The following is a 22,206-nucleotide window of genomic DNA, read 5'->3' on the forward strand; positions in this document are numbered from 1 at the left end:
CACTTCCGCCATTGGAAAAAAGGGCTGAAAGCCCGCTTGGCGGGGCAGAGGCATCTGGCAGCTGGAGGCTGTAACCATGAAGAATTCCGTTCTGCGCGGCGCTGCGATCCTTTCCGCTTCGGTCCTGTTCCACGGCGCGGCGCAGGCTCAGGCTACCAGCAACCGCGTCGCCGCGAACACCGACTGGAGCGTTTTCGTCGAAGAAAGCCCGAAAGAGTGCTGGGGCGTCTCGGCCCCCACCGAGACGGTGAACACCAAGGACGGCAAGAAGGTCGAGGTTCGCCGCGGCGATATCCTGCTGTTCGTGACCTTCCGCCCGGGCAAGCCGGGTGAGATCTCGTTCATGGGCGGCTACCCGTTCGCGACCGACTCCAAGGTCGAGATGTCGGTCAACAACGGTCAGAAGTTCTCGCTCTTCACCAGCGGCGAAGGTGCCTGGGCGGGCTCGGCCGAGGAAGACGCCAAGATCATCGCAGCCCTCAAGGGTGGCGCCGATGTAACCGTGACGGGCCGTTCGGGTCGCGGCACACAGACGCAAGACAAGTTCTCGCTGATGGGGTTCACCGCCGCGATGGACGAAGCCGCCAAGCGCTGCAAGTAAACCCCGCGCATCGCGCCAGGGCCCCGGCTTGGCCGGGGCTTTTGCATTTGCACTACACGTTTGGCAGCGAATCCCCTATATGAGGCGCTTGCCCAGCCAGGATACCGCAATGAACACGCCCTCCGCACCCATCACGCAAGACGTGCATACGATCCCGCGCAAGCTGCCCGAGGGCGGCAAGGTCAACCTTGTGGGTCTGACCCGCGAGCAGTTGCGCGATGCGCTGATCGAGGCGGGCACGCCCGAAAAGCAGGCCAAGATGCGCGTGGGTCAGATCTGGCAATGGGTCTATCACTGGGGCGTGCGCGACTTCGCGCAGATGACGAACCTGGCCAAGGATTACCGCGCCCTGCTGGACGAGAAGTTCGAGATCTCGGTCCCCGAGGTGGTGACCAAGCAGGTCTCGATGGACGGCACCCGCAAGTACCTGCTGCGCATCGCGGGCGGGCATGAGGTCGAGGTCGTCTATATCCCCGAGGAAAACCGCGGCACGCTGTGCATCAGCTCGCAGGTGGGCTGCACGCTGACCTGCTCGTTCTGTCACACCGGCACGCAGAAGCTGGTGCGCAACCTGACGGCGGGCGAGATCGTCGGCCAGGTCATGGTCGCGCGCGACGATCTGGACGAGTGGCCCCAACAGGGCGCACCCAAGGACGAAACCCGCCTTGTGTCGAACGTCGTGCTGATGGGCATGGGCGAGCCGCTTTACAATTTCGACAACGTCCGCGACGCGATGAAAGTGGTGATGGATGGCGAGGGGATCTCTCTCTCGCGCCGCCGCATCACCCTGTCTACCTCGGGCATCGTCCCCGAGATCGCCAAGACAGCCGAAGAAATCGGCTGCCTGCTGGCGATCAGCTTCCACGCCACCACCGACGAGGTGCGCGACAGACTGGTGCCGGTGAACAAGAAGTGGAACATCGAGACGCTCTTGAACACGCTGCGCGACTATCCGCGGCTGTCGAACTCCGAGCGCATCACGTTCGAATACGTCATGCTCAAGGACGTCAATGACAGCGACGCCGACGCCAAGCGCCTGGTCAAGCTGATCCGTGGCATTCCGGCCAAGATCAACCTGATCCCGTTCAACGAATGGCCCGGCGCGCCCTATCAGCGCTCGGACTGGGAGCGGATCGAGGCTTTCGCCGACATCATCTACAAAGCGGGCTATGCCAGCCCGATCCGCACGCCGCGTGGCGAGGATATCATGGCCGCCTGCGGTCAGCTGAAATCCGCAACCGAGCGCGCACGCAAGTCAAAGGCCCAGATCGCCTCGGAGGCGGGGCTCTAAGCCCGCCTCACCCGGTGCTGCATTTGCACTGACACCAATCGGCGGTGCAGAAATTGGCGTGCTTCGCCCCCGGGGCCGAGGGCCCCGTTTCAGTCGCAGCCATACTCCCAGCCGTCGATGATCTCGAGCGCCTCCTCGGCGCTATCGACAAAGCTGATCAGGTCCAGATCCTCGGGCGAGATGGTCCCGGCATTGGCCAGAGCCCGCCAGTTCACGACCTCTTCCCAGAAGGCGCGACCGAAGAGGATGAACGGGATCTTCCGCATGCGCCCGGTCTGAATCAGCGTGAGGCTTTCGAACATCTCGTCAAGCGTGCCGAAGCCGCCGGGGAAGATGCAGATCGCCTTGGCGCGCATCAGGAAATGCATCTTGCGGATCGCGAAGTAGTGAAAGTTGAAGCACAGGTCGGGCGTCACATAGGGGTTCGGCGCCTGCTCGTGCGGCAGTACGATATTGAGGCCGATGGAATGCCCGCCCGCCTCATGCGCGCCGCGGTTCCCCGCCTCCATGATGCCCGGCCCGCCACCGGTCACCACGACATCCTCGCGGCCATAGGTCTTCATGCTGCGCTCGGTGATCAGCCGCGCGAGATTGCGCGCCTCCTCGTACCAGTTCGACAGCGCGGCGGCCTTACCCTCGGCGCCCGGCTCTGGGATGCGCGCCGAGCCCATCAGCACCACGGTCGAGTTCACACCGCGCTCATCAAGGATCATCTGCGGCTTGAGGAGTTCCAGCTGCAACCGCACCGGACGCAGCTCTTCGCGCATCATGAAATCGGTGTCGCTGAAGGCCAGCCGATAGGCCGGAGCGCGGGTTTGCGCCGTATCGGGAACGAGTTTCGCCGCCTTGGCGTCCTGGAGGCTATGACGAAACGGATGGCTGCGTGCGTCGTCCATCGGAATGATCCTTTCGCGCGTTGATCCAAGCGCTGCATTGCGCGGGGGCTGCCTTCCAACTATAGGCTGTTCCCTGACAAGACCATAGACAACGCGCCAATCTGCAAAGGGGACACCATGTCGAACGCCGCCCTGGAAACCGCCATCGAAGCCGCCTGGGAGGCGCGCGATACGATCACCCCGCACACCAAGGGCGAGGTCCGCGACGCGATCGAGTCGACGCTGCATGCGCTTGACCAGGGCCAGCTGCGCGTGGCCGAGCGTCAGGCCGATGGCAACTGGCACGTCAACCAATGGGCCAAGAAGGCCGTTCTGCTCGGCTTCCGCCTGAAGGACATGGAAGTGCAGACGGGCGGCCCGCAGGGCGGTTCGTGGTGGGACAAGGTCGACAGCAAGTTCGCCCATTGGGGCGAGGCGCAGTGGAAGGCCGCGGGCTTCCGCGCCGTGCCGAACTGCATCGTGCGCCGCTCGGCCTATATCGGCAAGGGCGTGGTGCTGATGCCCTCGTTCGTGAACCTCGGTGCCTTCGTCGATGAAGGCACCATGGTCGACACCTGGGCCACCGTGGGTTCCTGCGCGCAGATCGGCAAGAACGTCCACCTGTCGGGCGGCGTCGGCATCGGCGGCGTGCTTGAGCCCATGCAGGCGGGCCCCACCATCATCGAGGACAACTGCTTCATCGGCGCGCGCTCCGAGGTGGTCGAGGGCTGCATCGTCCGCGAAGGCTCAGTCCTGGGGATGGGCGTCTATATCGGCCAGTCCACCAAGATCGTCGACCGCGAGACCGGCGAGGTCATGTATGGCGAGGTTCCGGCCGGTTCGGTCGTCGTCTCGGGCTCGATGCCCTCGAAGAACGGCATCAACCTTTACTGCGCAGTGATCGTGAAGCGCGTCGACGCTAAGACCCGCTCGAAAACCTCGATCAACGAGCTGCTGCGCGACTGATCACAGATCGCGCCCTGTGCAAGGCCCGCCCTCGCGGCGGGCCTTTTGCGTGAAGGGCGCGGAAGAACTTGACATGACCGGCCCGGCGGGTGACCCCGGACAGGCAGAACCCCCGGAGACCGCCATGACCGACACGCCCGAAAAACCCGTCAAGGAAAAGCGCCCGCAGCAGGTCTACACGCTGCTGGTCGAGGTTGGCCGCAAGGCGGGCGATGGTCTGCCCAAGGGCGCGACCGGTGCGGGCATCCTGTGCTACGCCTCGGGCGTAGACGAGGCCGAGGCCGTGCGCGAGACCGTGGCGATCCTCAAGCTGGCCGACATGGCACCGCTCGATGTCACCGGCTACGGCACGCTGGCCGAGCGCGAAAAACAGGGCGACGAGATCGACCCCGAGGAACGCGCCCTGATGGATCGCGCGCTTGAGGAAAACTCGGTCATCGTCGTGCAGATGACGCCCTTCTACGGCGAGAACGAATAGGCGGTTTGCCGCGAAGCCGATTTGCGCCTGCCGCGGCATTTGCTAGACTGCCTGAAAACAACCAATAGCAGGCAGGCCATGAAACGAGCAGTCAATCTTGCCACCGTCACCGCTTTGGCCTTCAGCACCCTGTCGGCCTGTGCCGGCCCGCTGGAGACCTCGCCCCGCCCGGCGATGCGCGCAGGAGCCCAGATGATCGACGAGATCCCCCCCGTTGACCCCGCCGTGCAGCGCGGTTTCGAAAACTGGCTGGAGGGGTTCAAACCCCGCGCAAAGGCGGCGGGTATCTCAGACGCAACATGGGCGCGCGCCACGCAAGACATCCGCTACAATCCCAAGGTCATCGAACGCGACCGCAATCAGGCCGAGTTCACCAAGACGATCTGGGAATATCTCGACAGCGCGGTCTCGGACACGCGCATCGAGAACGGCCGTGCGGCTCTGGCCGAAAACGCAGCGCTGCTGCGCCAGATCGAGGCGCGCTACGGCGTCGAGAAGGAGGTCGTCGTTGCGGTCTGGGGGATGGAATCGAACTTCGGCAAGAACCGGGGCAGCACGCTGATCATCCCGGCGCTGGCGACGCTGGCCTATGACGGGCGGCGCGGGAATTTCTTTGCGCAGCAGTTCATCGCGGCACTGCAGATCATCCAGTCGGGCGACACCGACGCGCGGCGCATGACCGGCTCCTGGGCCGGGGCGATGGGCCATACCCAGTTCATCCCCACGTCCTACCTTGCCTTCGCAGTCGATTTCACCGGCGACGGCAAGCGCGATATCTGGTCGGAGAACCCGGCCGATGCGCTGGCCTCGACCGCCGCCTATCTCGCGCGGTCGGGCTGGTCGAAAGGGCAGCCTTGGGGGGTCGAGGTGCGCCTGCCGCAGGGCTTCAACTACAACCTCGCGGGCAAGACGGTGAAGAAATCGCCCGACGAATGGGCGGCGCTTGGGGTGCGGTCTGTGAATGGCGGACGGGTGCCGAATTACGGGTCGGCCTCAATCCTGCTGCCTGCGGGCGCGCAGGGGCCGGCGCTGATGATCTTTGGCAATTTCACCGCGATCTCGCGCTACAACAACGCCAATGCCTATGTGATCGGCGTGGGCCATCTGTCGGACCGGCTGAAGGGCCACGGCCCCTTCGCACAGGCCTGGCCGCGCGACGGGCGCGCGCTAAACGCGGCCGAGCGGCAGGAGCTGCAAGAGCGTCTGACCGCGCGCGGCTTCGATACGCAGGGCACCGATGGCAAGATCGGCCCCAACACCATCGCCGCGATCATGGCCTGGCAGCGTGCCAATGGCAAAGCGCCCGACGGTTACGCCTCGATGGAGGTGCTGCTCGCCCTGCGTTAAGGCAGCGGCGAGAACCCGATGACCGGCGCGTGCAGGTGAAAGATCCCCGCCCAGAGCACCACGGCCAGCCCAAGACGCATGAGCGACGGCCCCCGCCGGGGCCGCCAGCGCCCCGCGATCAGCGCCTGAAACGGCCAGTCGGAGGTGTTTGCCGCCAGCCGCGCCCACTCGGCCTCACCCCAAAGGCGGCGCTTGCGGGCCTCCATCGCGCGCATGCCCATCAGCGAGAAGGCCAGGAACACGCCAAACAGGATCGCATGGGACAGATCGCCATTGGCGATCAGATGCGCGCCCGACCACAGGATCAGCGCCCACAAAAGCGGCTGGCGCACCACGCCCGCGATGCCGGGGCGGTCAGGGTCGAAGCCATCGGCCCGCCCCTCGAACGCAAAGGGGTTGGGCGCGGCAACGCCGAATGTTCCCAGCACGACCGCAAGCGGCATGGCGATGTTGAGCAACCAACGCATCCAGCCCGCCTGCGGCCAAAGCTCGACAAACGGCGCGCGACCGGCGGCGAAGATCACCCAGAACAAAAGCCCGGTCGAGAGCAGGCTGAATCCCCAGACCCAACCGCGCGGGCCCAGCAGCGCCACGATCCGCCCCTTGATGCGTGGATTGGCAGGCACCGCGTGGGATGCCATGAAAATAAGGCCCGCGATCAGAAACTCGGCCCAGCCTGTCATATGCCTCTCCTTCTTGCCGTGGACCCTGCCACGAATTCATGCAACCTTGCCTTGACGAAAATCAGCCCCGGAACGCCATGACAACGCCCCTCGCCCGCGCACTTCGCGCCATCGACACCGCCAATTCCGCCGATCCGACGATCGAGGCCAGCCAGCCAGCCGCGCTGCTTTACGGTCAGCGCATGTCGGCCGAGCTGACGCGGCTGTTCCCCGATGCGTCCGAACCGCTGCAAATAGCAGCGCGCGGCCAGCATATCGAACGCTGGCTGCTGCCGCGCGCGGACTTTCCCGAAGGGCGCGAGGGCTACCTGAACTGGCGCCGCGAACAGGGCCGGCGCCACGCCGAACGCGTGGCCGGCATCATGCGCGAAGCGGGCTATGACGAGGAGGCCGTCGAACAGGCCGCGAAGATGCTGCGCAAGGAAGGCATCAAGCGCGACGCCGAAGTCCAGGCGCTTGAGGACGTGATCTGCTTTGTCTTCGTGCGGCACTACTTCGCCCCCTTCGCCCCCTCGCAAGAACCCGGGGCACTGCTGAAAATCGTGCAGAAGACCGCGCGCAAGATGTCGCCCGAGGGCCGCGCCCGTGCGCTGGCCGAGTTCGACCTGCCCGAACCCTTCGCCACCGCGTTCCGCGACTAGGCCTGTTTCGACAGCTGCACCGCGAGAATACCGCCCGCGATCACCGCGACCCCGACAAGATCGAGCCAGCCCAGCCGTTCACCCAGAACGGCTGCGGCGATGGCCACGCCGAAGAACGGGTTGAGGAAGTGGAAGGTCGCGGCCTTGACCGCGCCGATCCGCCCGACCAGACGGAACCAGATCCAGGTTGCCAGAACCCCCGGCACCAGCGTGGTATAGGCGAAGGCGCCCAGAAGGCGCGGGGTCCAGTTGACCTCCCAGGTCTCCAGCCCGACAGAGGCCACGGCCAGCACTGCTGAACCCACGAACATCTGCAAGCCCACGATCATCATCACATTGCCGCCCGAAGCCGCGCCACGCACGCTGAGCGTGGCAATCGACAGCGCCAGCGCCGCAACGAAGCACAGTGCCATGCCGACCGGATCGACGCCCCCAGACAGGCGCGCGCCCATGATGATCGCGACCCCCACGACGCCAGCCGCCAAGCCCAGAACGCCCAAGGGCCGTACCCGGTCGCGGAACACGACCCAGCCGAGGGCCGCAACCATCAAGGGCATCGTCGAGGCGATGATCGAGGCGACAGAGGCCTCGACCCATTGCATCGCTACGAAGTTGAGGCCCAGATAGAGCGCGTTCTGACATAACCCGAAGATCAGCGTCGCGCGCCATTGCGCGCGGCTTAACCGCCAGCTTTGCCCGGCAGCAAGTGCGATCCCCACCCCGATCAGGCCAGAGATCATGAAGCGCAGCGCCAGCGAGGCCAGCGGCGGCGCATCGGCCACGATCATCCGCGCAGAGGTAAAGGCCGAGGACCACATCAGCGCGAAGGCCAGACCCATTGCGATTGCGCGAAGATCCATCAACTTCCTTTCCCGGCCAAAGAAAAAGGCCGCCCTGCTCGCAGGGCGACCCTATCGGATGGCGCGGCCCCCGCAAGGGGGAGCGAACCGATCAGGCGTTGACGCTGTCTTTCAGCGCCTTCGCGATGGTGACTTTGACCTGCTTATCAGCTTCCTTGGTCTTGGTCTCACCGGTGGCCGGATTGCGGACCTGACGCTCGGGGCGGGCCTTGCAATAGACCTTGCCGATACCCGGCAGGGTCACGGCGCCGCCTTGGGCGACTTCCTTGGTGACGACTTCGGCAACAGCGTCCAGCGCGGCCGAGGCGGTTTTCTTGTCCGAGCCCATGACTTCGGCCAGAGCGGCCACCAGCTGGGTCTTGGTCAGCGGTTTCGACATTGCTTTTCCTCTCATGCGCCCCGATTGTTGCGGGGTCAATTTCAGGCCGCGTTACACGGCTTCGTTCGCCCCTAACACACGCTTTTTCAGGGCAAGGCAAGCCTTTTTCGCCTTTATCCACGGGTTTTCCGGCAAAGGCGGCGTTGCGTCACAGGAAGGCTGTTTCCTCGAAGCTACGCAATTTCCGGCTGTGAATACGCTCCAGCGGCATCTGTCGCAGCTTTTCCATCGCCCTTATGCCAATCTGCAAATGATTGGCCACCTGGGTGCGATAGAACTCGGTCGCCATGCCGGGCAGCTTCAATTCGCCATGCAACGGCTTGTCAGAAACGCACAGTAGCGTGCCGTAGGGCACACGGAACCGAAACCCGTTCGCCGCGATCGTGGCGCTTTCCATATCGAGCGCGACAGCCCGGCTCTGGCTGAGGCGATGCACCGGGCCGGACTGGTCGCGCAGCTCCCAGTTGCGGTTGTCGATGGTGGCCACGGTGCCGGTGCGCATGATGCGCTTGAGCTCATATCCCTCCAGCCGGGTGACCTCGGCCACAGCTTCCTGCAAGGCGATCTGGATCTCAGCCAGCGCCGGGATCGGCACCCAGACGGGCAGGTCATCGTCGAGAACGTGATCCTCGCGCAGATAGGCGTGCGCCAGGACGAAATCGCCCAGGGATTGCGAATTGCGCAGCCCCGCGCAGTGACCAACCATCAGCCAGGCATGGGGCCGCAGCACGGCGATATGGTCTGTCGCGGTCTTGGCGTTCGACGGCCCCACCCCGATATTGACCAGCGTGATCCCGTTCCCATCGGCGCGCTTGAGGTGATAGGCGGGCATCTGCGGCATCTTCGCAAGATGCGGGATGACCCCGTCGGGCGCCGTGATCTGCGCATTGCCCGGCGCTACGAAAGCCTCATAGCCCGAGGTCGGATCGGCCAGCATGTTGCGCGCGACCTTCTCGAACTCATCGACATAGAACTGATAGTTCGTGAACAGCACGTGGTTCTGGAAATGCTCGGCCGCGGTCGAGGTATAGTGCTGCAACCGCGCGAGCGAGTAATCGACCCGCTGCGCGGTGAAGGGCGCCAGATGCCCCGAGCCGTCCGGGTTCGGCCCGGCCATACCGTTGACGATGTCGTCGTTCATATTGGCCAGATCCGGCACATCGAAGACATCGCGCAGGCTGAAATCCAGAACGCCCTCCTGCGGTACGCTCACCTCGGGGTGGGCGGCCACCGCGAAATGCACCGGGATCGGCGTGGCCGAGATACCCACATGCACCGGCACGCCGTGGTTACGGATCAACAGGCCCAGCTGCTGGGTCAGGTAGTTGCGGAACAGGTCGGGCCGGGTGATCGTGGCCGCAAATGTTCCCGGCAGCGCGACATGGCCGAAACTCAGGCGGCTGTCGGCCTTGGTATGAGAGGCCACTGAAACCCGCACCTCTGGGTAGAAGGCGCGGAAGCGCGCACTTGGGCGGCCCGCGTTCAACGTCTCGTTGAACTTTTGCAGCAAGAAGCCGGTCGCCTCGGCATAAAGCGCCTCAAGACGCGCCACGGCCTCAGCGGCGTCGGTGAACAGCTCGGGCTCATGCGTATGCGGGGTCAGGGTAGTCAGCGGTTCATTCATTCGAAAAGCTCCGTCAGTTCGAACCGCGTCACATCGACGAGCCCGAGGTCGGAGATGCGAATCTCCGGGATCACCACCAGCGCCAGAAGCGAGTGCTGCATATAGGCATTGTTCAGCGTGCAGCCGCATTCGGCCATCGCCTCGACCATGCGCGAGGCACGTTCGGCCACGGTGGCGGCCGGGTCGTCCGACATCAACCCCGCGATCGGCAGCGGAACCGAGGCAATCTCGGCCCCGTCCTTCCAGACGCTAATCCCGCCGCCCATCTCGCCCAGACGATTGGCGCAGGCAGCCATCATCTCGCGGTCGGTGCCAACAACGATCATGTGATGGCTGTCATGCGCCACGGTCGAGCCCATGGCCATGCGGCCCTTGTAACCAAAGCCCGAGACAAAACCATTGACCACGCCGCCGGTGCCGCGATGCCGCTCGACCAGCGCGATCTGCGCGATGTCCTGCGCGGGGTCGCCATTGACGCGGCCATCGAGCACCGAAAGCTCGGCGGTCAGCGCCTTGGTGGGGGCCTGGTTCTCGACCACGCCGATCACGCGGGCGGTGACGGTATTGGCGCCCTCGGGGGCAGCGATGACGAAATCATCGGTCGCGAGTTCCTTGCCCAGATGCACGGTCTGACGCGCGGCCTCGGGCCAGTTGTAATGCGGACAGTCGACGGTGATCTTGCCACCCATCGCCACGGTGCGCCCGCGTGCGATCACCTGCTCGACCGGCAGGGTGACAAGATCCGAGGTCAGGATCAGATCGGCCCGCCGCCCCGGCGCGACAGAGCCCAACTCCCGCTCCAGCCCGAAATGGGTGGCGGTGTTGATCGTGCACATCTGCAGCGCCACCAGCGGGTCAGCGCCGCAGTCAACCGCATGGCGATAGACGCGGTTCATATGCCCGTCATTGACCAGCGTGCCCGAGTGGCAATCATCGGTGCACAGGATGAAGTTGCGCGGATCAAGGCCTTTCTCGGTCACCGCCGTGATCTGCGTCTTCACGTCATACCAAGCGGACCCCAGCCGCATCATCGAGCGCATGCCCATCCGCACCCGCGCAATCGCATCGGCCTCGCAGGTGCCCTCGTGGTCATCCGCCGGGCCGCCCGCGACATAGGCCCGGAACGGCCCACCCAGATCGGGGCTGGCGTAATGCCCGCCGACGGTTTTCCCCGCGTTTTGCGTCGCCGCGATCTCGGCCAGCATCTTCGGATCGGCTTGGATCACGCCGGGGAAGTTCATCATCTCGCCCAGACCGATGATGCCGGGCCATGTCATCGCCTCGGCGACATCCTCGGGGGTGATCTCGTAGCCCGTTGTTTCCAGCCCCGGCGCCGAAGGCGCGCAGGAGGGCATCTGGGTGAAAATGTTGACGGGCTGCTTCAACGCCTCGTCATGCATCATCCGCACGCCCGCAAGGCCAAGCACATTGGCGATCTCATGCGGGTCGGTGAACATGGTGGTGGTGCCATGCGGGATCACGGCGGCGGCAAATTCGGCGGGGGTGAGCATCCCGCTCTCGATATGCATATGCCCATCGACAAGGCCGGGGATCATGTAGCGGCCATTGGCCTCGATCACCTCGGTCTGCGGGCCGATATTGACCGACAGATCAGGCGCGATGGCGGCAAAGCGTCCCTCGGCCACGGCGATGTCGTAGCCCTCCAGAACCTCTCGCGTATGGACGTTGACCCATTTGCCGCCCCGGATCACAAGGTCGGCGGCCTCCCGACCCGCGGCGACGGCAATCAGACGCGGCGCGGCCTCGGGCCATGTTTTCAAAGTGTTTTTATGTTCCATGGCTCAGGGTGCCACCGAGTTCGAAGGCTTGCAAGTGACGTTGTTATGACCGGCTTGGCGCGCTATCAGTAGGCCATGGAACATGCATCGAAACCGCTCGTCACGATCACGTATTGCACCGGTTGCAACTGGCTTTTACGCGCCGGCTGGATGGCGCAGGAGCTGCTCTCGACCTTCGGCGAAGACCTTGGCGGAGTGACCATTGTCCCCGGCCATGGCGGCGCCTTCGAGGTCTCGGTCGATGGCACGCTGCTGTGGGAGCGCAAGCGCGACGGCGGTTTTCCCGATGCGAAAGAACTCAAGAAACGCCTGCGCGACGTGATCGAACCCGACCGCGACCTGGGCCACATCGACCGGAGCGGCGCATGAAAACCCTTCTGAGCATCGGCCACGGCTATTCCGCGCAGGAACTGGCCAAGATCCTGCTGCCGCAGGGCTGGCGCATCATCGGCACCACCCGCAGTGCCGAAAAGGCCGCAGCCCTGCGCGCGACGGGCATCGAGGCCCTGATCTGGCCGGGCCAGCCGCTGCCCCTGTCCGAGGTCACGCATCTTCTGACCTCGGTCGCCCCCGATGACGATGGCGACCCGGTGCTGCGCGCCCATGGTGCCGAGATCGCCGCCGCCGCGCCGCATCTGCAATGGACCGGGTATCTGTCGACCGTGGGCGTCTATGGTGATCATGGCGGCGAGTGGGTCGATGAGGACACCGCCCTCACCCCCGCCACCAAGCGCGGTCAGGCGCGTGTTCTGGCCGAGGCCGAATGGCTTGCGGTGCCCGGCCTCAACCCGCATATCTTCCGCCTTGCGGGCATCTATGGCCCCGGCCGCGGCCCCTTCGCCAAGGTGCGCGCCGGCACCGCGCGGCGCATCGTCAAACCGGGTCAGGTCTTCTCGCGCATCCATGTCACTGACATCGCACGGGTGCTGGCAGCCTCGATCGCGCGACCCAATCCGGGGCGCATCTACAACGTCTGCGACGATGAACCCGCGCCGCCCGAAGACGTGCTCAGCCTAGCCGCCGCGATGCTGAACCTGCCCGAGCCGCCCATGGTGCCCTATGACGAGGCCACCATGAGCCCGATGGCCCGCAGCTTCTACGCGGAATCGAAGCGCTGCCGGAACGACCGGATCAAGCAGGAGCTTGGCGTTAGCCTGCTCTACCCCGATTACCGCGCCGGGCTTGCGGCGCTGCTTCAGGCGGGCTGAGCCTGCATCGGCCGTTCGCGCACCGGCAGGTGCACGATGGCCGAGAAGGCACCGACGCCCACGCCGACCCACCACACCATCGTGTAGTCGCCGTAGATGTCATACAGCTTACCGCCGAGCCACACGCCAAGGAATGCGCCGATCTGGTGGCTGAGGAAGACAAAGCCATAAAGCGTGCCCATGTAGCGCAGCCCGTAGATATAGGCGACCAGCCCCGAGGTCAGCGGCACCGTGGCCAGCCACAGCGCGCCCATCACCAGCGAGAAGATCAGCACCGTCGCGGGCGTCATCGGCACCAAGATGAACGCCGCCGCCGCGATGGTGCGGCCCAGATAGATCAGTGCCAGAAGCTTCTTCTTGGACCAGCGCTTGCCCGCCCAACCGGCGTAGATCGAACCCGCGATATTCGCCAGACCGATGACCGAGATGGCGATGGCACCCAGTGCCGATTGCGTCTCGATGCCAATGGCCGCCAGCATCCCCGTCGGATCCACGGCGCCGCACATCTCGGTCACCATGGCGGGGAAGTGGGCGGTGATGAAGGCCAGCTGATAGCCGCAGGAAAAGAAGCCCAGGAAGATTAGCGTATAGGACGGGTCCTTGAAGGCGCGCTTGAGCACGGTGCCCATGCTTTCCTCAAGCTCGGCCCGGGTGGCGCGCTGCGGGGCGCGCAGCATCGGCAGCGCGAAAAGGCTCGCGAGGATCACGACCGCGAATATCATGAACACGCTCTGCCAGGTGAAATAGGCCAGAAGCGCCTCGGCCATCGGCGCGCCAATGACCTGTCCGGCCGATCCCGCCGCGGTGGCGATGCCAAGCGCGAGCGAGCGGTTCTCGTCGGAACTCGCGCGGCCCACGACCGCGAGGATCACGCCAAACCCCGTGCCCGCGATCCCGAAGCCCACCGCGATCTCAAGCAGGTCATGCTGCCAGGGCGCCGTGGCGAAGGCAGACAGCACAAGACCTGCGGCATACATCAGCGCGCCGACAATGATCGCGCGCCGGTCGCCAAAACGTTCCGCCAGCGCGCCGAAGATCGGCTGCCCGATGCCCCAGGCGAGGTTCTGGATCGCGATGGCCAGACTGAACTCGGCCCGCGGCCAGCCGAACTCGGTCGCGATCGGGATCTGGAAGACGCCAAACGAGGCCCGCACCGAGAAATTCAGCATCAGGATGATCGCCCCGCCGATCAGGACGGGGGTTAACAGGGGGGCTTTGGTCATGGGTGTCTCCCTTCGCGCGAAGACGCATTTCGCCATGCGGCTGCAACTGCGTCAATCGCGCGATTGTGTCCCGAACAATCGCCTTGCGCTGCCCCGCGCCCCGTGACCCAATGGCGCAAAACGGAGGAGCCCATGTATACCGTTATCGGTCCTGTCGCCTCGCGCGCGCTGCGGGTGCTTTGGATGCTCGAAGAGCTTGGCCAAAGCTATGAACATGTGAAGGCAGCGCCGCGCTCTGAAGGGGTCGTGGCCTTCAACCCGGCAGGCAAGGTGCCGGTGCTGATCGTCGATGGCACACCGGTGACCGACTCGACCGCGATCATCCAGTTCCTTGCCGACCGCCACGGCGCGATGACCCATCCGGCGGGAACTCTGGCCCGCGCGCGGCAAGACAGCCTGACGCAATTCCTGCTCGATGAATTCGACGCGGCGCTGTGGATGGCCGCGCGGCACAGCTTTATCCTGCCCGAGGAGCTGCGCCTTTCGGGCATCAAGAACACCCTGCGGTGGGAATTCGAACGCTCGCAGCATGTGCTGGTGCAGCGCATGGGCGATGGGGATTTCGTCATGGGTGACGAGATGACCGTACCCGACATCATCCTGAGCCATTGCCTCAGCTGGGCCCTGGCCGCCAAGTTCCCGATCGTCGAGCACCGCCTGACCGAGTATCTCGACCGGATGCGCGCGCGCCCTGCCTACAAGCAGGCGCTGGTGCGGTAAGGGGGCAGTGCCCCCTTACTTTGCGTTCATCTCCGCCTCGACCTCGGCCTGATGCTGGCCAAGACGCGGCGAGGGTTTTGCAACCGACAGATCCGCCCCCGAGAAGGCGATCGGCAGGCGCACGCCGGGCACGCCTTCGGGCGCGATCTGCATCTTGCGCGCGACGATCTGCGGATCGGCGAAAACATCCGCCATCTCGTTGATCGGCCCGGCCGGAACGCCCTTGGCCTCGCAGGCCGCCAGCAGATCGGCGCGGGTAAAGCCGCGGCTGCGCTCCGAGATCAGCGCGGTCAGCGCCTCGCGGTTGGCGATGCGGTCGGCGTTGGTCAGGTATTGTGGCGCCTCGGCCAGATCCTCGAGATCGAGAATGCCGCAGAGCTTGCGATACTGCCCGTCATTGCCCGTCGCCAGGATCACGTAACCGTCCGAACACGGGAAGACTGCGTAGGGCACCAGGTTCGGATGCGCATTGCCCATCCGCTTGGGCGAGGTGCCGGTGGCGAGGAAGTTCATCGCCTGATTGGCCATGATCGAGGTCGCCACGTCCAGCAGCGACAGATCGACCATCTGCCCCTCGCCGGTCGTGTTGCGCTGATGCACGGCCGCCAGAATGCCGACCGCTGCATAGACGCCGGTGAAGACATCGGTCACCGCGACGCCCACCTTTTGCGGCTCGCCATCCGCCGGGCCGGTTACGCTCATCAGGCCCGACATGCCCTGGATGATGTAATCGTAGCCCGCCCGGTGTGCATAGGGCCCGTCCTGACCGAAGCCCGTGACCGAGCAATAGATCAGCCGCGGGTTCACCTTGCGCAGGCTCTCGTAATCGAGCCCGTATTTCGCCAGACCACCGACCTTGAAATTCTCGATCAGCACATCGGCATCAGCGACCAGACGGCGCACGAACTCCTGCCCCTCTGGGGTGCGGAAATCCGCCGTGACCGAGCGTTTTCCCCGGTTCGCGCCGTGGAAATAGGCCGCGCTCTTCTCACCCTCATGCTCGATGAAGGGCGGACCCCAGCGACGGGTATCGTCACCCTCGGGGGCCTCGACCTTGATCACATCCGCACCCAGATCGGCGAGGATCTGGCCCGCCCAGGGGCCAGCCAGAATCCGCGCCAGTTCGACGACTTTCAGACCTGCAAGTGGCGTCATCTCAGAGCTTCGCGTCCAGAATGGCCTTGAGCTCCTCGTAGCTCATGTTCGAGTGCTTCACGCCGTCGATCACCAGCGTCGGGGTCGAGTTGATATCGTCCGCCGTCGCGTTCTTCTGGTAGGTCGCGATCATCGCGCCCACGCGCTCCTGATCGGCCATGCAGGTGTCGATCTGTTCTTTGCTCAGCCCGGCCTTGAGACCGATCTTGCGCAGGTTGTCCGCGATGGTGGCGTCCTTGCCGTCGCCGATCCAGTCCTTCTGCGTCTCGTAGATCATACCCGACAGCGCGTGGTATTTCGGCGCGCCACCGCATTGCGCGATCAGCCCGGCCCAAAGGCCATATTTGTCGAAATAGACCTCGCGGTGGATGAACTTCACCTTGCCCGTGTCAATGTAATCCTTCTTGAGCTGCGCAAAGACCGTGTCATGGAACGTCGCGCAATGCGGGCAGGTATACGAGGCGTATTCGATCAGCGTGATCGGCGCATTCGCATCCCCCAGCGGGATATCGGGCAGGATCTCGGCGCTCTCATCGGCGGCGGCGGGCAGCACAAAGGAGGTCTGGGTGCCGGCATTGCGGCTTGCGATCCAGCCGCCGGTCACGGCGATCGCGGCGGCCCCGGAAATTCCCAGAAGGAGGGTGCGTCGGTTCATCAGTCAGCCTTTCTTCAGTTTGGCCCGGCTCTCGGACCTCGATAGGACGTTTTGCGCCAGCTTTTCAAGCGCGGCGCGCAATGTGGGATCTCCAAAGCCCTCGGCGGTTTCATGGGCGCGGGCGCGCAATTCGGGCGATGGCGGCGGTTTCTCGGCCTTGGGCGCGGGGGTGAACTGCGCCTGCCCTTCGGCGAAGCCGATGGGGGCCGTTTGGGTCAGCACGATGCGCGAGATCGCGTTGTAGCCGTAGCAGGCGTTCACCTTCTCGCGGATCTGCGGCAGCTGCATCTGCAACATGGGCGCCGAGGCGCCAAGGGTCAGCAGGCTCAGCGTGGCACCGAACCCGCCCTTGGCATAGCCGATCTTGACCGGGCGGGTCTGTGCGGCGATGTCCTCGCCGACGATTTCGGCCCAATGGGTCAGAAGGCGCGACACCGCAAACCCCCGGCTTTCACCGGCCACGCGAATCCGCTCGCGCAGGAGCCGCCCGGCGGGCTCGAAGCCGCGCATCCGGCGGTCGGGCGTGTCGCTGATCTGCGGCGGTTTTTTCGGTGCCATCCCTGTCATTCCCGATTTTCGCGGTTATCTTATGCGCCCTGCGGGGCTTTGCCAGCACAATGGTCAAGGCGGAGGCATAAAGATTGCGTGACGAGGACGAGAGCGCAGCCGGCGCGGCGCTGCTGGCGTGGTATGACCGCGCGGCGCGCGTGATGCCATGGCGTGTCGGCCCGGCCGAGCGCGCGGCGGGCGCGCGCCCCGATCCCTATCGCGTATGGCTCTCAGAAGTCATGTTGCAACAGACCACCGTTGCCGCCGTGCGCGACTATTTCCGACGCTTCACCGAACGCTGGCCACGGGTCGAGGAGCTGGCCGGGGCCGAGGACGCCGATGTGATGGCCGAATGGGCGGGGCTCGGCTATTACGCGCGGGCCCGCAACTTGCTCAAATGCGCCCGCGCGGTCGCACAGGATCACGGCGGGCACTTCCCCGACACAGCCGACGGGCTGCGCGCCCTGCCCGGGATCGGCCCTTATACCGCCGCCGCCATTGCCTCCATTGCCCATGACGAGCCCGCGACCGTCGTCGATGGCAATGTCGAGCGTGTGGTTGCGCGCCTCTGGGCGGTCGAGACGCCCCTGCCAGTCGCCAAGCCCGAGCTGACCGCACTGGCCGCGCGGCTGACCCCGCGCACACGGCCCGGCGATCATGCGCAAGCGATGATGGATTTGGGCGCCACGATCTGCACGCCGCGCAAGCCGGTCTGCGCGCTCTGCCCGTTGCGCGGCTTTTGCGCTGCGGCAGCGCAGGGTGTCGCCGAGACCCTGCCGCGCAAGGCCCCGAAGCCCGAGAAGCCGACCCGCGCAGGCTTTGCCTATGTCGCGCTCGATCCATCGGGCGGAGTGCTGCTGGAGCGGCGACCCGACAAAGGGCTTCTGGGCGGCACGCTCGGTTTTCCTGGCTCGGACTGGGTCGAGGCGCCACACCCCAACCCGCCGCTGACCGCCGAATGGATCGAAGCACCCGCCGAGGTGCGCCACACCTTTACCCATTTCCACCTGCGCCTGCGGGTGATGGTGGCGCGCGCCGAAGGTGAGGGATTCACCCCGCGCGCGGCGTTCCGGCCCGCAGACCTGCCCACGCTGATGCGCAAGGTCTGGGACGCGGCGCAAAGCGCCATGACGCCGTAGCGGCAACGATTGCGGCGCAGGCCGGGCGCGCTATGATCGCCCCGTATGCATGAGGCCCCAATGTCGAGCCCCGAGGAAATCCGCAAACCGATCCGCGCGCTGCCTTTCTGGCTGTCGCTTGGCACCGTGCCTCTGGCGGTGATCGAGGCGCGTTTCGGCGGCTGGACGCTGCTGTTGCTGCCCGCCTATGCGTGGTGGCTGGTGAGCCTGCTCGACCAGCTTCTGGGCCGCAATACTGACCAGCCCGATGTCTCGACGCCCGAGGCAGATCTGTTCTGGTATCGGCTGATCACGCTGATCTGGTTCCCGATCCAGTTCGCGGTGATCTATGGCGCGATCTGGTATGTCACCCGCAGCGATCATCTGAGCCCCTCCGAAACGGTGGGGCTGTTCTTCGGTCTGGGTGTGATCTCGGGGACGATCGGGATTGTCTATGCGCATGAGCTGATGCACCAGAAGCCGCAGCTTGAGCGCTGGCTGGGGGATCTGCTGCTGGCGATGGTGCTTTATTCACATTTCCGATCCGAGCATTTGCAGGTTCATCACCTCTGGGTCGGCACGCCGCGCGATGCGGTCAGCGCGCGCTATAATGAGGGTTTCTATCGCTATTTCCTGCGCGTGCTGCGCGCCTGCCCCGGATCGGCCTGGCGGGCCGAGATGCTGCGGCTGGCACGAGCGGGGCGTTTTTCCTGGCACCGCAGCAATCCGTTCTGGCGCTATGGCGCGCTTCAACTGGCGGCGCTGGCGCTGGCATATGCGATCGGCGGCTGGATCGGGCTCGGGCTGTTCCTCTATCAGGCGTTCATCGCCGTGTGGCAGCTGGAGCTGACGAATTACGTTGAGCATTACGGGCTAACCCGCGCCTATCGCGGCGAGGGGCGGTATGAACCGGTGCGGCCGCATCATTCGTGGAACGCCGATCATCGGGCGACGAATTGGCTCCTGATCAATCTTCAGCGCCATTCGGATCATCATACCAAGCCTGATCGCCGCTTCCCGCTGCTGCAGACCTATACCGAGAACGAGGCGCCGCAGCTGCCGCTTGGTTATCCGCTGATGGCACTGATGGCGATGGTTCCGCCGCTGTGGCGGCGGCGCATGAACCCCCGTGTACGCGCCTGGCGACGGCAGCATTACCCGGAGGTTGCGGATTGGAAGCCCTACAACAGGGGCGCAAACCCGATGCCGCGCGGCTCGGTCTGAGCGCCGGGGCCTTCGCGCCCCCGGACCCCCGCGGGATATTTTCACCACATTGAAGAGGATCAGGTGACGACCCGCATCGTCAGGTTGATACGTCCGCCTTTGGGCAGAAGGGTCGAGGTGCCCGGCGCGACGCGGTCGATGCCGTGGTAGGTGAGGCGCGCGGGCCCGCCCATGACCAGCACATCGCCCGAGCGCAGCCAGAGGCTTTGGGTGGAACCGCCGCGCGTCTGGTTGCCGATGCGGAAAAGACCGTCATCGCCCAGACTGACCGAGACGACCGGCTGGGTGAAATCTGCCTCGTCGCGATCCTGATGCAGGCCCATGTGCGCACCCTCGGGGTAGAAGTTGATCAGGCAGCATTCGGGTTGGCGATCGGTGCCGGAGACCGCATTCCAAATGGTGGTCAGCATGGGCGGAATCGCGGGCCACGGTGTGCCCGAGGGGTGGGTTTCCGAATAGCGGTAGCCGCGCCGATCGGAGACCCAGCCGAAGCGCCCCGCCGAGGTCATGCGCACCGACATCGGCTTGCCATAGGGCGTCATCGGCGAGAAAAACGGGGCAGCGGCAACCACCGCGCGGATCTGCGCGACAAGCGCTTGCTGTTCTGGCGCTGTCAGCCAGCCCGGAAAGTGCTGAAATCCTCGGATTTCTTGCGGATCGGGGCGTTTGGGCGCGCTTTCGGCGGAATCGTTCATTTGTTGCGATCTTCCCGGGTCGCGGTTCTTGCAGGGGCTTTTTACCCTCCTTATATACGCCGGGAAGCCGGAAACGGACATGCGCCGTTCGCCGACATTTGAACCGAAACCCTGGGATTGGGATCGGGGGCCTTACGGGACCCGAACCCGCCAAATCGCCGAAAGAAGAGGTAAAGACATGGCCAAAGTGATCGGGATCGACCTTGGGACGACCAACAGCTGCGTCGCCATCATGGACGGCTCGCAACCCCGCGTGATCGAGAACTCGGAAGGGGCGCGCACCACGCCCTCGATCGTCGCCTATACCGACAACGAACGCCTTGTGGGCCAGCCCGCCAAGCGTCAGGCTGTCACCAACCCCACCAACACCGTTTTCGCCGTCAAGCGCCTGATCGGTCGCCGCGTGACCGACGCCGAGGTCGAGAAGGACCGCAAGCTGGTTCCCTACTCGATCGTCGATGGCGGCAATGGCGACGCCTGGGTCGAAGTGAAGGGTGAGAAATTCTCGCCCGCGCAGGTCTCGGCCGTCATCCTGCAGAAGATGAAGGAAACCGCCGAGAGCTATCTGGGCGAGACCGTGACGCAGGCCGTCATCACCGTGCCGGCCTATTTCAACGACGCTCAGCGTCAGGCCACCAAGGACGCCGGCAAGATCGCGGGCCTTGAGGTGCTGCGCATCATCAACGAGCCGACGGCGGCCGCGCTTGCCTATGGTCTCGACAAGAAAGAATCGAAAACCATCGCGGTTTATGACCTTGGCGGCGGCACCTTCGACATCACCATCCTTGAGATCGACGACGGCCTGTTTGAGGTGAAATCCACCAACGGCGACACCTTCCTGGGTGGCGAAGACTTTGACATGCGCATCGTGAACTACCTCGCCGAGGAGTTCAAAAAGGAGCATGGCGCCGATCTGACCAAGGACAAGATGGCCCTCCAGCGCCTGAAAGAGGCGGCGGAAAAGGCCAAGATCGAGCTTTCGTCGAGCCAGCAGACCGAGATCAACCAGCCGTTCATCTCGATGGATGCCTCGACCGGCACGCCGCTGCACATGGTGATGAAGCTGACCCGTGCCAAGCTGGAAAGCCTTGTGGGCGACCTGATCAAGGCCTCGCTCAAGCCCTGCCAGGCGGCGCTGAAGGATGCGGGCGTCTCGAAGGACGAGATCGACGAGGTCGTTCTGGTCGGCGGTATGACCCGTATGCCGAAAGTGGTCGAGGAAGTGACCAAGTTCTTCGGCAAGGAGCCCCACAAGGGCGTGAACCCCGACGAGGTCGTGGCGCTTGGCGCGGCGATTCAGGCCGGCGTTCTGCAAGGTGACGTGAAAGACGTCGTCCTGCTCGACGTGACGCCGCTGTCGCTTGGTATTGAAACGCTCGGTGGCGTGTTCACCCGCCTGATCGACCGCAACACCACGATCCCGACCAAGAAGTCGCAGATCTTCTCGACCGCCGAGGACAACCAGAACGCGGTGACGATCCGCGTGTTCCAGGGCGAGCGCGAGATGGCGGCCGACAACAAGATCCTCGGCATGTTCAACCTTGAAGACATCCCGCCCGCACCGCGCGGTATGCCGCAGATTGAGGTGACCTTCGACATCGACGCCAACGGCATCGTCTCGGTTTCGGCCAAGGACAAGGGTACCGGCAAGTCGCAGAACATCACGATCCAGGCCTCGGGCGGTCTGTCGGATGAGGACATCGACAAGATGGTGCGCGACGCCGAGGCCAATGCCGAAGCCGACAAGAAGCGCAAGGAACTGGTCGAGACCAAGAACCAGGCCGAAAGCCTGCTGCACTCGACCCGCAAGTCGCTCGAAGAGCATGGCGACAAGGTGGATGGCTCGACCGTCGAGGCGATCGAACTGGCTGCCAACGCGCTTGAAGAGGCGCTCAAGTCCGACGACGCCGGCAAGATCAAGGGTGGCATCAGCAACCTGACCGACGCCGCGATGAAACTGGGCGAGGCGATCTACAAGGCGCAGGCTGCCGAAGGCGGCAATGCCGATGCAGACGAGGATGGCCCGCGCGGCGTGGACGACGACATCGTCGATGCCGATTTCGAGGACATGGGCGAAGACAAGCGCAAGTAAGCGCAGGAACCTGAGGAACGGGC

The 22,206-nt window shown here is 64.8% G+C and carries 23 protein-coding genes; 12 read left to right on the forward strand and 11 right to left on the reverse strand.

The window, feature by feature from the left end; genetic code table 11:
* Positions 1 to 76 precede the first annotated feature (76 nt).
* Positions 77 to 601, forward strand: coding sequence for an invasion associated locus B family protein (locus N3C64_RS13685; protein ID WP_218630396.1), 525 nt, complete (start codon positions 77 to 79; stop codon positions 599 to 601).
* A 109-nt stretch (positions 602 to 710) separates the two neighbouring features.
* On the forward strand, positions 711 to 1,892 hold the full coding sequence (rlmN, locus tag N3C64_RS13690) for a dual-specificity RNA methyltransferase RlmN (protein ID WP_260014883.1): 1,182 nt from the start codon (positions 711 to 713) through the stop codon (positions 1,890 to 1,892).
* Between the two features lie 89 nt (positions 1,893 to 1,981).
* Here rlmN and N3C64_RS13695 read toward each other — a convergent pair whose 3' ends face one another.
* Positions 1,982 to 2,788 (reverse strand): LOG family protein, encoded by an 807-nt coding sequence (locus N3C64_RS13695; RefSeq protein WP_218630394.1) that lies wholly within the window; start codon positions 2,786 to 2,788, stop codon positions 1,982 to 1,984.
* 117 nt (positions 2,789 to 2,905) lie between these two features.
* Here N3C64_RS13695 and dapD point away from each other — a divergent pair, with 117 nt between their 5' ends.
* The 3 genes from dapD to N3C64_RS13710 all read left to right on the forward strand — a co-directional run bounded on the left by dapD (position 2,906) and on the right by N3C64_RS13710 (position 5,558).
* A complete protein-coding gene (gene dapD, locus N3C64_RS13700) occupies positions 2,906 to 3,733 on the forward strand; it encodes a 2,3,4,5-tetrahydropyridine-2,6-dicarboxylate N-succinyltransferase (RefSeq protein WP_218630393.1) in 828 nt (275 codons plus the stop codon).
* 124 nt (positions 3,734 to 3,857) lie between these two features.
* The gene (locus N3C64_RS13705; RefSeq protein ID WP_218630392.1) at positions 3,858 to 4,211 is read left to right on the forward strand and encodes a DUF8846 family protein; all 354 of its coding nucleotides are present in this window, start codon (positions 3,858 to 3,860) and stop codon (positions 4,209 to 4,211) included.
* 78 nt (positions 4,212 to 4,289) lie between these two features.
* Positions 4,290 to 5,558 (forward strand): lytic murein transglycosylase, encoded by a 1,269-nt coding sequence (locus N3C64_RS13710; protein ID WP_218630391.1) that lies wholly within the window; start codon positions 4,290 to 4,292, stop codon positions 5,556 to 5,558.
* Here N3C64_RS13710 and N3C64_RS13715 read toward each other — a convergent pair.
* The gene (locus N3C64_RS13715) at positions 5,555 to 6,241 is read right to left on the reverse strand and encodes an NnrU family protein (protein WP_218630390.1); all 687 of its coding nucleotides are present in this window, start codon (positions 6,239 to 6,241) and stop codon (positions 5,555 to 5,557) included. The genes N3C64_RS13710 and N3C64_RS13715 overlap by 4 nt on opposite strands.
* A 77-nt stretch (positions 6,242 to 6,318) precedes the next feature.
* Between N3C64_RS13715 and N3C64_RS13720 the strand changes: the two genes are divergently transcribed.
* Positions 6,319 to 6,882, forward strand: a complete 564-nt coding sequence (locus N3C64_RS13720; RefSeq protein WP_260014884.1) for a DUF4202 domain-containing protein — start codon at positions 6,319 to 6,321, stop codon at positions 6,880 to 6,882.
* On the opposite strand, the gene N3C64_RS13725 is transcribed toward N3C64_RS13720, so the two are convergent.
* From N3C64_RS13725 to ade, 4 genes are all read right to left on the reverse strand, one after another.
* Positions 6,879 to 7,742 carry a DMT family transporter gene (locus N3C64_RS13725; protein ID WP_260014885.1) on the reverse strand — a complete coding sequence of 288 codons (864 nt, stop codon included), beginning with the start codon at positions 7,740 to 7,742 and terminating at the stop codon, positions 6,879 to 6,881. The two genes, N3C64_RS13720 and N3C64_RS13725, sit on opposite strands and share 4 nt — an antisense overlap.
* A gap of 91 nt (positions 7,743 to 7,833) precedes the next feature.
* Positions 7,834 to 8,121 (reverse strand): HU family DNA-binding protein, encoded by a 288-nt coding sequence (locus N3C64_RS13730; RefSeq protein ID WP_218630387.1) that lies wholly within the window; start codon positions 8,119 to 8,121, stop codon positions 7,834 to 7,836.
* A gap of 148 nt (positions 8,122 to 8,269) precedes the next feature.
* Positions 8,270 to 9,745, reverse strand: a complete 1,476-nt coding sequence (locus tag N3C64_RS13735; protein ID WP_218630386.1) for an AMP nucleosidase — start codon at positions 9,743 to 9,745, stop codon at positions 8,270 to 8,272.
* Complete coding sequence (gene ade, locus N3C64_RS13740; protein WP_260014886.1) at positions 9,742 to 11,544, reverse strand: adenine deaminase; 1,803 nt, start codon at positions 11,542 to 11,544, stop codon at positions 9,742 to 9,744. The genes N3C64_RS13735 and ade overlap by 4 nt, the downstream gene beginning before the upstream one ends.
* A 75-nt stretch (positions 11,545 to 11,619) precedes the next feature.
* On the opposite strand from ade, the gene N3C64_RS13745 reads away from it, so the two are divergent.
* Positions 11,620 to 11,913 (forward strand): Rdx family protein, encoded by a 294-nt coding sequence (locus N3C64_RS13745; RefSeq protein WP_218630384.1) that lies wholly within the window; start codon positions 11,620 to 11,622, stop codon positions 11,911 to 11,913.
* Entirely contained in the window at positions 11,910 to 12,752 is an 843-nt protein-coding gene (locus N3C64_RS13750; RefSeq protein WP_260014887.1) for an SDR family oxidoreductase, read from the forward strand. Before N3C64_RS13745 ends, N3C64_RS13750 begins: the two co-directional genes overlap by 4 nt.
* Here N3C64_RS13750 and N3C64_RS13755 read toward each other — a convergent pair.
* Positions 12,740 to 13,975, reverse strand: coding sequence for an MFS transporter (locus N3C64_RS13755; protein ID WP_218630382.1), 1,236 nt, complete (start codon positions 13,973 to 13,975; stop codon positions 12,740 to 12,742). The two genes, N3C64_RS13750 and N3C64_RS13755, sit on opposite strands and share 13 nt — an antisense overlap.
* Before the next feature lie 132 nt (positions 13,976 to 14,107).
* On the opposite strand from N3C64_RS13755, the gene N3C64_RS13760 reads away from it, so the two are divergent.
* Positions 14,108 to 14,695 (forward strand): glutathione S-transferase family protein, encoded by a 588-nt coding sequence (locus tag N3C64_RS13760; protein WP_218630381.1) that lies wholly within the window; start codon positions 14,108 to 14,110, stop codon positions 14,693 to 14,695.
* 15 nt (positions 14,696 to 14,710) lie between these two features.
* Here N3C64_RS13760 and N3C64_RS13765 read toward each other — a convergent pair whose 3' ends face one another.
* Genes N3C64_RS13765 through N3C64_RS13775 form a run of 3 tightly spaced genes read right to left on the reverse strand, consistent with a single transcriptional unit; the run spans position 14,711 to position 17,063 of the window.
* Positions 14,711 to 15,850, reverse strand: a complete 1,140-nt coding sequence (locus tag N3C64_RS13765; protein ID WP_260014888.1) for a CaiB/BaiF CoA transferase family protein — start codon at positions 15,848 to 15,850, stop codon at positions 14,711 to 14,713.
* Between the two features lies 1 nt (position 15,851).
* The gene (locus tag N3C64_RS13770; RefSeq protein ID WP_218630379.1) at positions 15,852 to 16,505 is read right to left on the reverse strand and encodes a DsbA family protein; all 654 of its coding nucleotides are present in this window, start codon (positions 16,503 to 16,505) and stop codon (positions 15,852 to 15,854) included.
* A gap of 3 nt (positions 16,506 to 16,508) precedes the next feature.
* Positions 16,509 to 17,063, reverse strand: coding sequence for a DUF721 domain-containing protein (locus N3C64_RS13775; RefSeq protein ID WP_375546120.1), 555 nt, complete (start codon positions 17,061 to 17,063; stop codon positions 16,509 to 16,511).
* 83 nt (positions 17,064 to 17,146) lie between these two features.
* Here N3C64_RS13775 and mutY point away from each other — a divergent pair, with 83 nt between their 5' ends.
* Positions 17,147 to 18,193, forward strand: coding sequence for an A/G-specific adenine glycosylase (gene mutY / locus N3C64_RS13780; RefSeq protein WP_260014889.1), 1,047 nt, complete (start codon positions 17,147 to 17,149; stop codon positions 18,191 to 18,193).
* A gap of 60 nt (positions 18,194 to 18,253) precedes the next feature.
* A complete protein-coding gene (locus N3C64_RS13785; RefSeq protein ID WP_260014890.1) occupies positions 18,254 to 19,396 on the forward strand; it encodes an alkane 1-monooxygenase in 1,143 nt (380 codons plus the stop codon).
* A 59-nt stretch (positions 19,397 to 19,455) separates the two neighbouring features.
* Here N3C64_RS13785 and N3C64_RS13790 read toward each other — a convergent pair whose 3' ends face one another.
* Complete coding sequence (locus N3C64_RS13790; RefSeq protein ID WP_260014891.1) at positions 19,456 to 20,091, reverse strand: alpha-ketoglutarate-dependent dioxygenase AlkB family protein; 636 nt, start codon at positions 20,089 to 20,091, stop codon at positions 19,456 to 19,458.
* Positions 20,092 to 20,269: 178 nt separating this feature from the next.
* Between N3C64_RS13790 and dnaK the strand changes: the two genes are divergently transcribed.
* Complete coding sequence (gene dnaK / locus N3C64_RS13795; protein WP_260014892.1) at positions 20,270 to 22,183, forward strand: molecular chaperone DnaK; 1,914 nt, start codon at positions 20,270 to 20,272, stop codon at positions 22,181 to 22,183.
* Positions 22,184 to 22,206: the final 23 nt, after the last annotated feature.

This window comes from Sedimentimonas flavescens, assembly GCF_025154035.1.
Taxonomy (GTDB): domain Bacteria; phylum Pseudomonadota; class Alphaproteobacteria; order Rhodobacterales; family Rhodobacteraceae; genus Rhodobacter; species Rhodobacter flavescens.